Source organism: Amycolatopsis sp. NPDC051106, from assembly GCF_040682775.1.
GTDB lineage: Bacteria > Actinomycetota > Actinomycetes > Mycobacteriales > Pseudonocardiaceae > Amycolatopsis.
In genome coordinates this window covers 174613-188967 of the sequence record NZ_JBFBBQ010000007.1, presented here as the reverse complement: position 1 = coordinate 188967, position 14355 = coordinate 174613, and the positions used below count along the sequence as shown (strand labels likewise).

Genomic DNA, 14355 nt, shown 5'->3' with positions numbered 1-14355 from the left:
TGACGTTCGCGGCCGCCCGATGGTTCCGCCTCAGCCGCCCGCCTGCGCGGCCGGGGCCGGGAACGAACCGGCGTTCGGGTCGATCGGCACCGAGTCGAACTGCTTGAGCACGTCCTGGGTGTTCAGCGAAGCCCCGGTCGGCAGCAGCCCGATGATCGCTTCGGGCGCGGGCTGCCGGTTGTTCAGGCCGATCGCGTCCGCGGTCGCGGCGTCCGGGACGCTGTAGCGGATGCCGCGGTCGGAGATCAGCTGGATCGCGCCCTTGCCGAAGCTGGCCTTGCCGGTCGCGGACTGGACCACCGCGCCGAAGCCGGGCTGGAGGTAGAAACCGTTGATCGGCACGCGGTTCGGGCCCGGCGTGGTGACCTTGGTCGTCGCGAACTTCGGGCCGTGGCTGTTCTGGCCCGGCAGCTGGGTGTCGATGTAGACCGAGGTGTGGCCGTCGCGGTTGTCGCCGTCGCCGACGACGGACCAGCCGAGGCAGGCGACCGCCGAGTTCTTCGTCGCGTCGAGGATCGTCGGGACCGAACGCGGGAAATCGTCGACCGGGATGTAGTCGGGGTCGCCGAGCCGCAGCACGCGGATGCCGGACAGCTTGTCGAGCCCGAGGGTCCGCAGCTCGCTCGCGCTGCCGTGCTTCGCGACGCGCATGACGTCGGCGACCGCCTGGGACACCTGCTGGATGCCGGTCGTGGTGATGGCCCAGTACTGCGGCTGCTCACCGGTGGGCTGGGTGGAGAAGACGTCGCCGGACTGCAGCCCGTCGAGGTCGACCGGGGGCGCGCCGGCCGGGATCTGCGGCGGAGTCAGGCGCGGGACCTCGGGGATCGCGTTCAGCAGGCCCTGCGTGATCTTCCGCGGCTTCTGGTTCAGCAGCTGCAGGGCGGTCGGGACCGCGTTGTTCGAGTCGCTGGTGTCGATCTCGGCGCGGACGGTGTTGGCGTTCGGCCGGTTCTGCGTGCTCGGCAGGCGGTAGATCAGGTAGGTCTTGTCGTTGTCCGCCTTCGCCAGGAGCGCTTCTTTTTCCCCGAGCTCGGTGCCGAGACCGCTCGGGGCGACGCCGCCGAAGACGGACGTCTCGGTCTTGCCGATGTCCGGGTTCGGCTGCGTCGGGTCGAGCAGAACCTGGTCGCACACCGCCCAATTGGGGGTGATCCGCTGGGAATCCGTCGGGATCAGCTGCGGTCCGTCCGGAATTCCGGTCAGTTTTCCGCGCGGAATGTCCTTCAGCTGATCGTCGGAAACGACAGTGGGATTCTTCACAGCCGCGGGAGCCGCCGCCGCCGGGGCGGCCGCCGGCGCGGCGCCGGGGTTGTCACCCGAGCTCGGCTTCTTCTGCTGGGCCAGCAGAAGAAGCCGCGCCGAAGCGAGGTTGAACGTCGGGACGAGCATCTTCGGGTTGCCCATCACCACGTAGACCGTGCCGGACTGCTCGCCGATCACGATGTTGCCGGCTTCCGGGACCGACGGGGCCGGGCTGAGCAGGCCCCAGACGACGAACACGATCATGCCGAGGGCGCCGAGCACCACTCCCACGATCGTGGCCCTCGTGTGGGTGCGCATCGGGTCGTGCAGCATCACGGCGTCGCGCCGGACCAGCGCCGACTGCATCCGGCGCAGGACGAACTTGTACGCCTGAACCTGAGACTTAGTCGTGGGTGTTGATGGCATTCTCGACCTACAGCTCTCCCCGTCGCGGTACGGTTCCGCAGGATAGCCGTACGGGGACCGTCTGGTGTGGGGTTTCTACCAACTCCGGCTAGGGTCGGATTCCCCGGGACCCGGCTTCCGGGTACGCAGCAAGCACGAGGGGAAGAGAAAGCGCGGATGTCCGTCACCACTCCTCCACGTCCGCCTGGCCCACCCGGGCCCCCGCCTTCGGGCCGCCCGCCCGGCCCGCCGCCGCGGCCCGGGAGACCCGGTGGCCCCGGCGGTCCGGGAGGTGTGCCGGGCGGCCCCGGTGGACCCGGAGGACCCGGTGGCGTTCCCGGCGGGCCCGGTGGGGGCCCCGGCGGGCCCGGTGGGGGCCCCGGCGGGCCCGGTGGTGGCCCCGGCGGACCCGGCATGCCCCCGCGCGGTCCCGGCGGCCCCGGCCCGGGTGGACCCGGTGGACGTCCCGGTGGCCCGGGTGGACCCGGTCCCGGCGGTCCTGGTGGGCCAGGAGGCCCCGGGGGACCTGGCGGTCCCGGTGGACCTGGCGGCCCGGGTGGCCCCGGCGGTCCCGGTGGCCCCCAGGGACCCGACGACAGCGCCCCCGCCACTCCCCCGCCGAGCCCGGTGCGGATGGTGCCCCCCGCGCGGCGCCGCTCGTCGGGCGTGAACCTCGGCCCGCTCCCCGTGGCGAACCTCGTCGTGCTCGAGGTCGGTCTCGCGGTCGGGCTCGTGCTGCTCGCCATCGACATGTCGATGAAGTACGTCGCGATCGGCGTCGTCGGCTTCGCCCTGATCGTCGCGCTGCTGCGCTGGCGCGGCCGCTGGTTCACCCAGTGGGTCGGGCTGACGATGCGCTACTCCTTCCGCTCCCACGACCGCGTCGCGGAGCCGCTGCCGCCGAGCACCGTCGAGGAGCTGGCCGCCGAAGAGACCACCGTGACCGGCCCGGACGACGCCCGCGTCAACCTGCTCCGGATCGCCGTGCCGGACCTCGTCGTCGCGCACGGCGTCGACCACGAGCGCCAGCAGGTCGGGCTCGCCTGGAACGACGGCACCTGGACGGCGGTGCTGCTCGTCGAGCCGACGCCGGCGCTGATCACCCAGGCTGGCGGCGCGCCGAGCCTGCCGCTGTCGGCGCTCGCGCCGTGCCTCGAAGACCGCGGAGTGGTCCTCGACTCGATCCAGATGATCTGGCACTGCTACCCGGGCAGCGCCGCACTGCCGGCGGATTCGCCCGCGTTGAGCTCCTACATGGAGGTGCTCGGGCCGCTGCCCGCGGCGGCGCGGCGGACGACGTGGGTCGCGATCCGGCTCGACCCGAAGCGCTGCCCGGCGGCGATCCGGGAGCGCGGCGGCGGCGTCGTCGGCGCACACCGCGCGCTGATCGGCGCGCTTTCGCGGGTGCGCAACGCGCTGGAGTCGCAGGGCGTGCCGACCCGGCCGCTCGACCCGGACGAGCTGCTGCGCGCGAGCATTTCGGCCGCGGAGCTGACGGCGGTCGCCGGTTCACCCAGCAAGGTGACGCTGCAGGAACGCTGGTCCGGCGTGACCGCGGCCGGCATCGGCCACGCGAGCTACGCGATCACCGGCTGGCCGAAGGGCAAGATCGCGGGCAGCCTGAACGCGCTGACGAGCGTCCGCGCACTGTCGTCGACGCTGGCGATGTCGATTTCCCCGGCGTCCGACGAAGGCAAGATCGGGCTGCGCGGCGTGGTCCGGCTGAGCGCGCGCAACCCGCGTGAGCTCGACGCCGCCGACCAGCGGCTGCAGGGGCTGTCCGAGCGGCTGGACGTGAACTTGACGCCGCTGCGCGGGCTGCAGGTCTCCGCCTTCGCCGCGACGCTGCCGATCGGAGGAACAGCATGAGCTCCCGCGTTCGTGACGCCGGGCAGAACACCGGTGTGGCGCCGGAGTTCACCGTCGACCCCGCGATGCTCGACGCGGTCAGCCCCTCCGGCGACCGCGGCGGCATCGTGCTCGGCTCGGGCCTGAAGGGCGAGCCGCTGACGATCTCGGCGCTGCGCTCGACGCCGACCCGCATCGTGCTGGTGGGCGGGCTGTACCTGGCCCGCCAGGTCGCGATGCGGGCGATGGCGGTCGGCGCGTGGGTCGTCGTCGCGACCGGGCGCCCGACCGAGTGGCAGGTGCTGTCCCGGGCGGCCGGCAGCCGCGACGGCCGTCCGTCGCCGCTGGTGCAGATCAGGCGGCTGTCGCCGGTCGAGCTGCCGAGGCCGTCGGAGGACGCGCCGCTGCTCGTGGTCACCGACGGCGGGCCGACCCCGCAGGACCTGTTCCCGCCGCGGTCGCCGTGGCAGACGACGGTGTACGTGCTGCCGTACCTGCACCCCCAGGCGGGCGTGACGGCCAACGCGGCGGACCTGGTGCTGATGCAGCGCCTCCCGGCCGGCCAGGCCGAGCTGGCGGGCCGCATCTGGAACCTGCCGCCGCAGATGATGCGCCAGCTGACGATGCTGAAGGACGACCAGGTGGTGGCCCTGGGCCGCAACCTGTGGCGGCCGCTGCGCCTGGTGACGACGGGCAAGGAGCAGCAGCTCCTGGGCCCCGTCCGCCGCGGCGACTGAGGTCCTCCCGCTCCTGCCAATGCCTCTGAAGGCCACCATGAGGGCACCAGATGCCCTCATGGTGGCCTTCAGAGCGTTCGGGAGGCTCAGAACGTGGTGCGGACGTTGCGCGTCTGCTCGGCGCGGGCCGCCAGTTCGGCGTCCGGTGGGTAGTCCACCGCCGTCAGCGTGAGGCCGTGCGCGGGAGCCACCGCGCTGTCACGAACGCCGCTGGCCAGCACTTCCGCCGGCCAGTCACGTCCTCGCCGGCCGTCGCCCACCAGGAGCAGCGCGCCGACCAGGCTGCGGACCATCGAATGGCAGAACGCGTCCGCCGAAACCGCGACCTCCAGCAGGTGCTCGTCCACCCGCCGCCACTCCAGGCGCTGCAGCTCGCGGATCGTCGTGCCCGTGTCGCGCTGCTTGCAGTACGCCGCGAAGTCCTGCAGGCCCAGCAGGGACGACGCCGCCGCGTTCATCGCGTCCGTCGACAGTGGACGGTTCCACGCCAGGGTGTCGTTGCGGCGCAACGGGTCCACGCCCCACGGAGCGTCGGACACCCGGTAGCGGTAGTGCCGCCGCACCGCGGAGAACCGCGCGTCGAACCCCGGTGGGGCGACGCGGGCACCCAGCACCCGGACGTCGCCCGGCAGGAGGCGGTTCCAGCGCCCGGCCATGCGGGCGAGGTCGGGGATGCCCTCCGGGGACACGGGAATCCGCCCGGAAGGAGCCGAAAGCGGCACGACGTCGACGTGCACCACCTGGCCCGTCGCGTGCACCCCGGCGTCCGTGCGGCCCGCGACCACCACGGACTTGGGCACCGACGCCCCCGGTGGCTGCCGGTGCAACGCCTCTTCCAGGACGCCCTGCACCGTGCGGCGCGCCGGCTGACGGGCCCACCCCGAGAAGTCCGTGCCGTCGTAGGAGACGTCCAGGCGCAGACGAACGAGCCCGCCCTCCCCAGCGGGAGTGGCGGGCTCGTCCGGTGTCGAATCGGCCGTCAGGACGTCAGTCCTTCTTGGCGTCCGCGTCCGCGTCGTCCGAAGCCGGGGCCTCGGTCTCGGCGGCGGTGTCCTCGGCCTTGGCCTCCTCGGCAGCCGGAGCCTCCTCGGCGGCAGGCGCCTCAGTGGTCTCCTCGGCGACCGGAGCGGCGGCCTTCTCGTCCTTGGCGAACTTGGTCTTGCGCGCGCGCTCGGCCTCGCTCGTCACGGTCTTCTCGGGCACCAGTTCGATGACCGCCATCTTGGCGTTGTCGCCCTTGCGCGGCATCGTCTTGGTGATCCGGGTGTAGCCACCGTCGCGCTCCGCGAAGTGCGGACCGATCTCGGCGAACAGCTTGTGGACGACGTCCTTGTCACGGACGACGCGCTGCACCTGACGACGGTTGTGCAGGTCGCCCCGCTTCGCCTTGGTGATCAGCTTCTCGGCCAGCGGACGGACCCGCTTCGCCTTCGCCTCGGTCGTCGTGATCTTGCCGTGCTCGAACAGCTGCGTGGCCAAGTTGGCCAGGATCAGCCGCTCGTGCGCGGACGACCCGCCGAGCCGGGCTCCCTTGGTAGGGGTGGGCATTGGTTCTCCTACTAGTTCAGCTCGCAGCGTCCAGGCACAGAGCCCTAGAGCTGCTCGGTCTCTGCGTAGTCCTGGCCATCGTCGTGGCCGTCCGAAATCCCGTCGGCGATGCCACCGACACCCTCCGACCAGCCTTCACCGTCGTAGCTGGCGGCAGCCGCGGTCGGGTCGAACCCGGGCGGGCTGTCCTTCAGCGCGAGGCCGAGGCCGACGAGCTTGAGCTTGACCTCGTCGATCGACTTGGCGCCGAAGTTGCGGATGTCGAGCAGGTCCGCCTCGCTGCGCGAGACCAGCTCGCCCACCGTGTGGATGCCCTCGCGCTTGAGGCAGTTGTACGACCGGACGGTGAGGTCCAGGTCCTCGATCGGCATCGCGTAGGCAGCGATGGTGTCCGCTTCCTGCGGCGACGGGCCGATCTCGATGCCCTCGGCGTCGACGTTCAGCTCGCGGGCGAGACCGAACAGCTCCACCAGCGTCTTGCCGGCCGACGCGACCGCGTCACGCGGCGTGATCGACGGCTTGGTCTCGACGTCCAGGATCAGCTTGTCGAAGTCGGTGCGCTGCTCGACACGGGTGGCCTCGACCTTGTACGTCACCTTGAGCACCGGCGAGTAGATCGAGTCGACCGGGATCCGGCCGATCTCCGCGCCCGCCTGCTTGTTCTGCAGGGCCGGAACGTAACCGCGGCCGCGCTCGACGACGAGCTCGATCTCGAGCTTGCCCTTGCCGTTCAGCGACGCGATGTGCAGATCCGGGTTGTGCACGGTGACACCCGCCGGCGGCACGATGTCGGCCGCCGTGACCTCACCGGGGCCCTGCTTGCGCAGGTACATGGTGACCGGCTCGTCCTCTTCCGAGGACACCACGAGCTCCTTGAGGTTCAGGATGATGTCGGTGACGTCTTCCTTCACCCCGGGAACGGTGGTGAACTCGTGCAGCACGCCGTCGATGCGGATGCTCGTCACGGCCGCGCCCGGGATGGACGACAGCAGCGTGCGCCGCAGCGAGTTGCCGAGCGTGTAGCCGAAGCCGGGCTCCAGCGGTTCGATGGTGAACCGGGAGCGGGTCTCGTTGACCGTCTCTTCGCCGAGAGCCGGCCGCTGGGAAATCAGCATTTCTTCCTAATTCCTTTCCAGACGACGCCCGCCATATGACGTCGAAGGGATGGCGCGGCGGCGGCGCACCTGTCGCGCCGCCGCCTGTCCGACGGTGCCGGACTACTTCGAGTAAAGCTCGACGATCAGCTGTTCCTGAACCGGAACATCGATCTGCGCACGCTCCGGCAGCTGGTGGACCAGCACGCGGAGGTTGGACTGGACGACCTGCAGCCACGCCGGGATCGGGCGGTCGCCGTAGGACTCCTTCGCCACGACGAAGGGCAGCATCGAGAACGACTTCGGCCGCACGTCGATGATGTCCCACTTCGAGACCTGGAAGGACGGGACGTTGACCTTCGTGCCGTTGACCAGGAAGTGGCCGTGGCTCACCAGCTGACGCGCCTGACGGCGGGTGCGGGCGATGCCGGCGCGGTAGATCACGTTGTCCAGGCGGGACTCGAGGATCTGCAGCAGGTTCTCACCGGTCTTACCGGGACGCCGGACGGCTTCCTTGTAGTACCGGACGAACTGGCGCTCGAGAACGCCGTAGGTGTAGCGAGCCTTCTGCTTCTCCTGCGACTGCAGGAGGTACTCGGACTCCTTGATGCGCCCGCGGCCGTGCTGGCCCGGCGGGTAGGGGCGACGCTCGAAAGCCTGGTCGCCGCCGATGAGGTCAACCTTGAGGCGACGCGAGATACGCGTCGCGGGGCCGGTGTAACGAGCCATTTCTTCTTACTCCTCCCCGTTCCTCAGACCCGGCGCCGCTTGGGCGGGCGGCAGCCGTTGTGAGGCTGCGGGGTCACGTCCTGGATGGTGCCGACCTCGAGGCCGGCCGCCTGCAGCGAGCGGATCGCCGTCTCGCGGCCCGAACCCGGGCCCTTCACGAAGACGTCGACCTTCTTCATGCCGTGCTCGGCGGCCTTGCGGGCGGCGTTCTCGGCGGCCATCTGCGCGGCGAACGGGGTGGACTTACGGGAGCCCTTGAAGCCCACGTGACCACTCGACGCCCACGCGATCACGGCACCGGTCGGGTCCGTGATCGAGACGATGGTGTTGTTGAAGGTGCTCTTGATGTGCGCGTGACCGTGCGCGACATTCTTCTTTTCCTTGCGGCGGACCTTCTTGGCCCCGGCCGCAGTACGAGACTTCGGTGGCATGTTGTGAGGGATCTCCTGTTAGCGCGCGTTCTCTTGGTGAGCGGCGACCGCTTCGGCCTGTCCGCGCCGGATGATCGAACCGGCGTCGGTGTACAGGTTGCGGAGCGCCATCGGGCGGGCGTAGAGCGCCTTGGGCGAGACACAAGCCGAGCCGCGGCGCCGAGCGCCACCCATCTGCACGACCTTCTTGCCCTGGACGCTCACTTCTTGCCAGCCTTCTTCTTGCCGGCGACCGTCTTCTTCGGACCCTTGCGGGTACGGGCGTTGGTCTTCGTGCGCTGACCACGGACGGGAAGTCCGCGGCGCCAGCGAAGGCCCTCGTAGCACCCGATCTCGATCTTCCGACGGATGTCGGCGTTCACCTCACGGCGAAGGTCACCCTCGACCTTGAAGTTCTCTTCGATGTAGACACGCAGCTTCGCGAGGTCGTCATCGCTGAGGTCTTTGACGCGGGTGTCCGCGTTGAGCTCGGCAGCCTTGATGAGCTGCTTCGAGCGGGTACGGCCGATGCCGTAGATGTAGGTAAGCGCGATCTCCAACCGCTTTTCGCGGGGGAGGTCTACGCCAGCGAGTCGTGCCATTGGCGTTGATGCTCCTTCTTCGGTTTCATCTTCAGGTCTGCTCCCCGTCCGGTTCCGGGACCGACTCGCCTGTCGTGCCCTCGGCTTGCGCTTCGGGTGTCCCGGCCCCGGCCTGAAGCCCGGGGGTGAACCGGTTCACTCGCGTGAACCGGCAGGTGCGGGGAGGTTGTGTAGCCGTCAATCCACTCTGGTCGAGTGCGGGCGATCAGCCCTGCCGCTGCTTGTGCCGCAGGTTCTCGCAGATCACCATGATCCGGCCGTGGCGGCGGATCACCTTGCACTTGTCGCAGATCTTCTTGACGCTCGGCTGGACCTTCACGTCTTCTGCTCTCCTGTTAGCTGCTCTTCGTGATCACTTGTAGCGGTAGACGATGCGACCACGAGAGAGGTCGTAGGGCGAGAGCTCCACGACAACCCTGTCCTCGGGCAGGATGCGGATGTAGTGCTGCCGCATCTTGCCGCTGATGTGTGCCAGGACCTTGTGACCGTTCTCCAACTCGACGCGGAACATCGCGTTGGGGAGCGGCTCGACTACGCGGCCTTCGACCTCGATGGCCCCGTCTTTCTTCGCCATGTCCTCCGCATTTCCTGTCGCATACAACTGTCGCCACACTGTGTGATCAACTTGAGCACTAGTGCTGGTTGGGTGGTGCGTCGGCACACTGGTGCCCGGAGTCCCAAGACCGTGAATTCACGAACGCGCAGGATCCGGGCGCGATAAGTGCGCCGACTTGACAGTGTACGCAACCCGTGTCGCGACCCCCAAACCGGGGGTAATCATGCTAGGAGAACGCGCAGGTGCACGTGACCTCGATCACCACAGACGGGTGAACGCGCAGGTCAGGAGCCTTCCGGAGCCGTCAGGACCCAGGGACCGTCGTCGGTGATCGCGACGGTGTGCTCCCAGTGGGCCGCGCGGGAGCCGTCGGCCGTGACGACCGTCCAGCCGTCGTCCAGCTCGCGGGTCTCGCCGCCACCACCGGTCAGCATCGGCTCGATCGCCAGGGCCATGCCCGCCTTCAGCCGCGGGCCCTTGCCCGGCTTGCCGATGTTCGGGAGGAACGGGTCCATGTGCATCTGACGCCCGATGCCGTGGCCGCCGTACTCGACGATCATCCCGTACTCGATGCCGTCGTCGCGGCCCGCGCGTTCGGCAGCCGACTGGACGGCGTAGGAGATGTCGGTCAACCGGCCGCCGGCGCTGACCGCCTCGATGCCGGCCCACATCGCCGCCTCGGTCGCCGCGGACAGCGCCAGGTCGGCGCCGGAGACGTCACCGATGGCGAGCGTGACGGCGGAGTCGCCGTGCCAGCCGTCGAGGATCGCCCCGCAGTCGACGGAGATGATGTCGCCGTCGGCCAGCACCTGGGTCTTCGCCGGGATGCCGTGGACGATCTGCTCGTTCACCGACGCGCAGATCGACGCCGGGAAGCCGTGGTAGCCCTTGAAGGACGGCACCGCGCCGGCGTCCCGGATCGTCTGCTCGGCCAGCTCGTCGAGCTCGGCCGTGCTGACCCCCGGCTTCGCGGTGGCGCGGACGGCCGCGAGCGTGCGGGCGACGACGAGCCCCGCGGCCCGCATCGCCTGCAGCTCGTCCGGGGTCTTGACCTCGATCATGCGCCCACGGCGGAGCACTTGCAGAACACGCAACCCTCCGAGATTCACGTGCGGTCGCGCAGCGCTTTCAGCACCCGGCCGGAGATCTCCTCCACGCTGCCGACGCCGTCGACGGTCACCAGGATGCCGGCGTAGTACTCCAGCAGCGGCGCGGTGTCCGACACGTAGATCTGCTGGCGCCGGCGGATGACCTCTTCGGTGTCGTCCGCGCGGCCGCGGGACATGAGGCGCCCCACGACGACGTCCTCCGGCACCTGCAGCTGGATCACGGCGTCGAGCGAGACGTCGGCGTCGCCGAGGATCTCGCCGAGGACCTCGGCCTGCTTGGTGTTGCGGGGGAAGCCGTCGAGCAGGAAGCCGGCCTTCGCGTCCGGCTCCGCCAGCCGCTCGCGGACCATTTCGTTCGTCACCGAGTCGGGCACGAGCTCGCCCGAGTCCAGGTAGCGCTTGGCTTCCTGGCCCAGCGGGGTCTCCTGGCCGACGTGCGCGCGGAACAGCTCACCCGTGGAGATGTGCGGGACGCGCAACTGCTCCGACAGCGCCACCGCCTGCGTACCTTTGCCCGCGCCGGGCGGACCCACGAGAACCAGCCGCGTCACTTCAAGAACCCTTCGTAGTTGCGCTGCATCAGCTGGCTTTCGATCTGCTTCACGGTGTCGAGCCCGACACCGACCATGATCAGCACAGCCGTGCCACCGAACGGGAAGTTCTGGTTGTTCCCGCTACCGGTCACCGACAGGAAGAAGTTCGGAAGGATCGCGATGATGCCCAGGTACAGCGAACCCGGAAGGGTGATCCGGCCGAGCACGAAGCTCAGGTACTCCGCGGTCGGGCGGCCCGGGCGGATGCCCGGGATGAACCCGCCGAACTTCTTCATCTCTTCCGCACGCTCGTCCACGTTGAACGTGATCGTGATGTAGAAGTACGTGAAGAAGATGATCAGCGCGAAGTACAGCGCGATGTGCACCCAGCTGGACTGGTTCACGATGTAGTTCTTGATGAAGACCTGCCAGCCGGAGTTGGCGTTCTGGTCGCCGACGAGGCGACTGATCAGGTCCGGCAGGTACAGCAGGGACGACGCGAAGATGACCGGGATGACGCCGGCCTGGTTCACCTTGATCGGCAGGTAGGTCGACGTGCCGCCGTACATCCGGCGGCCGATCATGCGCTTGGCGTACTGCACCGGGATCCGGCGCTGCCCCTGCTCGACGAAGATGACGCTCGCGATGATCACCAGGCCGAAGACGCAGATCATCGTCAGCGCGACGCCACCGCCGTTGCTGAGGATGTTGCCGCCCTCGACCGGGATGCGCGCGGCGATGTTCAGGAAGATCAGGACGGACATGCCGTTGCCGACACCGCGCTCGGTGATCAGCTCACCCAGCCACATCATGACGGCGGTGCCCGCGGTCATGGTGATCACGATGATGGCGAGCGAGTAGACGCTGTTGTCCGGGATGATCGGCTGGTCGCAGTCCGGGAAGAGCTGCTTGCGGTCCGCGAGCGCGACCACGCCGGTGGCCTGCAGGATCGCCAGCGCGACCGTCAGGTACCGGGTGTACTGGGTCAGCTTGCCCTGGCCGGACTGGCCTTCCTTCTTCAGCTCCTCGAACCGCGGGATGACCACGGTCAGCAGCTGGATGATGATGCTCGCCGTGATGTACGGCATGATGCCGGTCGAGAAGAGCGACAGCTGCAGCAGCGCACCGCCGCTGAACAGGTTCAGCAGCTGGTAGACGCCTTCCTGCTGCGCCTGGGAACTACAGGCCTGGACCGCCCCGTAGGAGATCCCGGGTGCCGGAATGGTCGCACCGATTCGGTAGACCGCGACGATGGCTAGCGTGAACAGGATCTTCTTGCGTAGATCCGGCGTCGCGAGAGCCGAGCGGAAGGCGCTGAACACGCGGGGGACCTCCTCGGCGTCGTCGGCCGTCCTCAACCGACGATCGGCTTGGCCGGCACGGTGGCCGGCGGGAACACACAGCACTACTGGCACGCAAGCCAGGAACGCTTCGGGGCACACTCGTCCCGAAGCGTGTCGCCGACTCTAACAGCTTCACAGGGCGTGTCCGCAGTCCGTGTGCGTTTTCCGTACCAAGGTTGCTCCGGCGGGTTGATCCACATCGCCGACTCGGCCGTATTCCTTGACACACGAGGGCAAGATCGGGTCAGGCACTCGACGTCGCGAGGACGCCGGCCAGCCCGGCGAGCACCACGCCGGTGCCGCGGTCGACGTTGCGCCGGGCCCGCCGAGTGAGCTCGATCGACTTGACTGCGGCGCCGACGCCGACGTACACCGAGCCGGCCAGGAACTCGGCCAGCAGGTAAACCGCGCCCAGCAGCGCGATCTGGGCTGGAAAAGGCCCGTGAGCTGCGTCGATGAACTGCGGGACGAACGCGGTGAAGATGAGGATCGCCTTCGGGTTGGTGATCGCGACGCCGAACTCCTTGCGCGCGACGCGCCACGCCGACGCCGGTTCGGTGCTCGTCCGGGCGGCTTCGGCCGCGTCGCCGTTGCGCCGGATGGTGGACCACAGGATCCGCACGCCGAGGTAGAGCAGGTAGGCGACGCCGGCCCACTTGATGATCGCGAGGGCGGTCTCGGACGCGGCCAGCAACTGCCCGAGCCCGGCCGCCACGGCCGTGATCAACAGGGTGAACGCGGCCAGCCGGCCGGCCAGCCCGGCGAGGCCGCGGCGAACACCGTGCGTCATCCCGTGGTGGAGCCCCAGCAGGTTGTTCGCCCCTGGCGTAAGCGCGATGAGCACGGACGCCCCGAAGAAGACCAGCAGCCACGACATGGTTCCCACGGTAGCCGCCGTGGCGAGCGGGTTATCCGGGTTCTTCCGGGGGCAGCACCGTGATGGCGATGCCGCTGGGCGGGGTCGGGGTGTCGGCGTAGGCGAGGGCGGGGTCGGCCCAGTCTTCGGTGCGCCGCCAGGCGGGCAGGTAGGCCAGCACGGCTGCAACGGCGGCCAGGGCGGTGGCTCCGATCAGCAGCCACATGCCGGACGCGGTGGCGACTTCGAGGTCCACGCCTTCCGCCATGGCGGACCACCCGGGCCCGGTCATGCCGACGGTGGTGACCACCCCGGCGGTGAAGAACGCACCCGCGCCGATCAGCCACCGGCCGGCCCCGTGGCCCGGCCGGGAGAAGGCGGTGAAAGTGGCGACGGCCAGCACGAGGACGGCGAGGATCAGGGGGATCCCGAACGGCGAGCCGCCCTGTTCGGCGGCGTCCTGCCCGGGGATCTCGAGGCGGTTGCCCCAGGCGGTTTCGGTGACGGTGAGCTGGGCTTCGAAAAACCGCTGCCGGACGCTGACGTGCTGCTGCAGCCGGAAGAGAGGGAGGAAGCAGCCGGCGGCGGTCATGAGCGCGGCGACGGCGGCGAGGACGGGCGGGAGGAAGCGCAGGATGCCGGAGGAGGTGGCTTCGGCGGGGATCGAGGTCGGCCGAGCTGCGGAATCCGGTGCCGGCTGCGGTGGTGGGCTGGCGGTGACCGAGCCGGGCAGTTCGGCGACCGGGAAGGGCAGCTGCTCAGCCGGCGGGGCGGCGTGGGTGGCCTGGGCGGGGAAAGCGAACGGCTCGGCGGACGCGCCCGGGATGGGCGGCGGACCGGCAGGTGGTGCGGCCTCCGCCGGGAAGGCGAGCGGAGTGGCGGGCTGCGATGCCGCGTCCTCCGCAACGACCGAGTGGGCAGGCGCGGCTTCCACCGGGAAAGCCAGCGGATTCGCGGGCTGCGACACCGCATCCCCCGCAACGACCGAACCGGCCGCCTCCGCCGGGAACGCCAGCGGACTTGCGGGCGGCGACACCGCTTCCCCGGCAACGAACGAGCCGGCAGGCGGTGCGGCCTCCGCCGGGAACGCCAGCGGATTCGCGGGCGGCGAAGCCGCATCCCCCGCACCGACCGCTGGGATCGCCGGCGGCGGCGATCCCGGCGAAAACTCGAGAGGCTCTCCCGCGGCGGGCTCGGGGTCCGTGGGCGTCGGGGTCTCGACCGGGAAGCTCAGCGGTGACTCCCCCGCCTCGGACGGGGGGCCGGGGCGATCGGGCGGCTTCTGCGACGGTCTGTCCACCCTGTGATCCTCCGTCCGGATCCGCGCCGCGGCAAGGAGT

At 69.8% G+C, this 14355-nt stretch carries 17 protein-coding genes; 2 read left to right on the top strand and 15 right to left on the bottom strand.

The features are described 5' to 3' along the window. Nucleotides 1-30: 30 nt before the first annotated feature. The gene (gene eccB / locus AB0M83_RS08775; protein WP_364514508.1) at nucleotides 31-1671 is read right to left on the bottom strand and encodes a type VII secretion protein EccB; all 1641 of its coding nucleotides are present in this window, start codon (nucleotides 1669-1671) and stop codon (nucleotides 31-33) included. A 612-nt stretch (nucleotides 1672-2283) separates the two neighbouring features. Here eccB and eccE point away from each other — a divergent pair. Together eccE and AB0M83_RS08765 are read left to right on the top strand one after the other, a co-directional pair. Continuing rightward, a complete protein-coding gene (eccE, locus tag AB0M83_RS08770; RefSeq protein ID WP_364514505.1) occupies nucleotides 2284-3519 on the top strand; it encodes a type VII secretion protein EccE in 1236 nt (411 codons plus the stop codon). Beyond that, on the top strand, nucleotides 3516-4235 hold the full coding sequence (locus tag AB0M83_RS08765; RefSeq protein WP_284745407.1) for a hypothetical protein: 720 nt from the start codon (nucleotides 3516-3518) through the stop codon (nucleotides 4233-4235). Before eccE ends, AB0M83_RS08765 begins: the two co-directional genes overlap by 4 nt. Nucleotides 4236-4321: 86 nt before the next feature. Here the strand turns inward: AB0M83_RS08765 and truA are convergent, their stop codons facing one another. The 14 genes from truA to AB0M83_RS08695 form a co-directional block, all read right to left on the bottom strand. After that, nucleotides 4322-5149: a tRNA pseudouridine(38-40) synthase TruA gene (gene truA / locus AB0M83_RS08760; protein WP_364514580.1), complete on the bottom strand. Its 828-nt coding sequence runs from the start codon at nucleotides 5147-5149 to the stop codon at nucleotides 4322-4324. A 73-nt stretch (nucleotides 5150-5222) separates the two neighbouring features. Continuing rightward, complete coding sequence (rplQ, locus tag AB0M83_RS08755; protein WP_364514502.1) at nucleotides 5223-5783, bottom strand: 50S ribosomal protein L17; 561 nt, start codon at nucleotides 5781-5783, stop codon at nucleotides 5223-5225. A 44-nt stretch (nucleotides 5784-5827) separates the two neighbouring features. Continuing rightward, nucleotides 5828-6898 carry a DNA-directed RNA polymerase subunit alpha gene (locus AB0M83_RS08750; protein ID WP_004558887.1) on the bottom strand — a complete coding sequence of 357 codons (1071 nt, stop codon included), beginning with the start codon at nucleotides 6896-6898 and terminating at the stop codon, nucleotides 5828-5830. A gap of 102 nt (nucleotides 6899-7000) precedes the next feature. Next, complete coding sequence (gene rpsD, locus AB0M83_RS08745) at nucleotides 7001-7606, bottom strand: 30S ribosomal protein S4 (RefSeq protein ID WP_364514499.1); 606 nt, start codon at nucleotides 7604-7606, stop codon at nucleotides 7001-7003. Between the two features lie 23 nt (nucleotides 7607-7629). Beyond that, entirely contained in the window at nucleotides 7630-8037 is a 408-nt protein-coding gene (rpsK, locus tag AB0M83_RS08740; protein ID WP_004558885.1) for a 30S ribosomal protein S11, read from the bottom strand. An 18-nt stretch (nucleotides 8038-8055) separates the two neighbouring features. Continuing rightward, nucleotides 8056-8241 carry a hypothetical protein gene (locus AB0M83_RS08735; protein ID WP_364514497.1) on the bottom strand — a complete coding sequence of 62 codons (186 nt, stop codon included), beginning with the start codon at nucleotides 8239-8241 and terminating at the stop codon, nucleotides 8056-8058. After that, on the bottom strand, nucleotides 8238-8618 hold the full coding sequence (rpsM, locus tag AB0M83_RS08730; RefSeq protein WP_034285908.1) for a 30S ribosomal protein S13: 381 nt from the start codon (nucleotides 8616-8618) through the stop codon (nucleotides 8238-8240). Before rpsM ends, AB0M83_RS08735 begins: the two co-directional genes overlap by 4 nt. A 205-nt stretch (nucleotides 8619-8823) precedes the next feature. Continuing rightward, entirely contained in the window at nucleotides 8824-8937 is a 114-nt protein-coding gene (gene rpmJ, locus AB0M83_RS08725; RefSeq protein WP_004558882.1) for a 50S ribosomal protein L36, read from the bottom strand. A gap of 33 nt (nucleotides 8938-8970) precedes the next feature. Further along, nucleotides 8971-9192 (bottom strand): translation initiation factor IF-1, encoded by a 222-nt coding sequence (infA, locus tag AB0M83_RS08720; RefSeq protein WP_004558881.1) that lies wholly within the window; start codon nucleotides 9190-9192, stop codon nucleotides 8971-8973. Nucleotides 9193-9458: 266 nt separating this feature from the next. Then, entirely contained in the window at nucleotides 9459-10235 is a 777-nt protein-coding gene (gene map / locus AB0M83_RS08715; RefSeq protein WP_364514494.1) for a type I methionyl aminopeptidase, read from the bottom strand. 44 nt (nucleotides 10236-10279) lie between these two features. Further along, on the bottom strand, nucleotides 10280-10834 hold the full coding sequence (locus AB0M83_RS08710) for an adenylate kinase (protein WP_364514492.1): 555 nt from the start codon (nucleotides 10832-10834) through the stop codon (nucleotides 10280-10282). Continuing rightward, complete coding sequence (gene secY / locus AB0M83_RS08705) at nucleotides 10831-12138, bottom strand: preprotein translocase subunit SecY (protein ID WP_285482337.1); 1308 nt, start codon at nucleotides 12136-12138, stop codon at nucleotides 10831-10833. Before secY ends, AB0M83_RS08710 begins: the two co-directional genes overlap by 4 nt. A gap of 265 nt (nucleotides 12139-12403) precedes the next feature. Further along, nucleotides 12404-13036, bottom strand: coding sequence for a LysE family translocator (locus AB0M83_RS08700; RefSeq protein WP_364514489.1), 633 nt, complete (start codon nucleotides 13034-13036; stop codon nucleotides 12404-12406). Between the two features lie 31 nt (nucleotides 13037-13067). Then, on the bottom strand, nucleotides 13068-13949 hold the full coding sequence (locus AB0M83_RS08695; protein WP_364514486.1) for a hypothetical protein: 882 nt from the start codon (nucleotides 13947-13949) through the stop codon (nucleotides 13068-13070). Nucleotides 13950-14355: the final 406 nt, after the last annotated feature.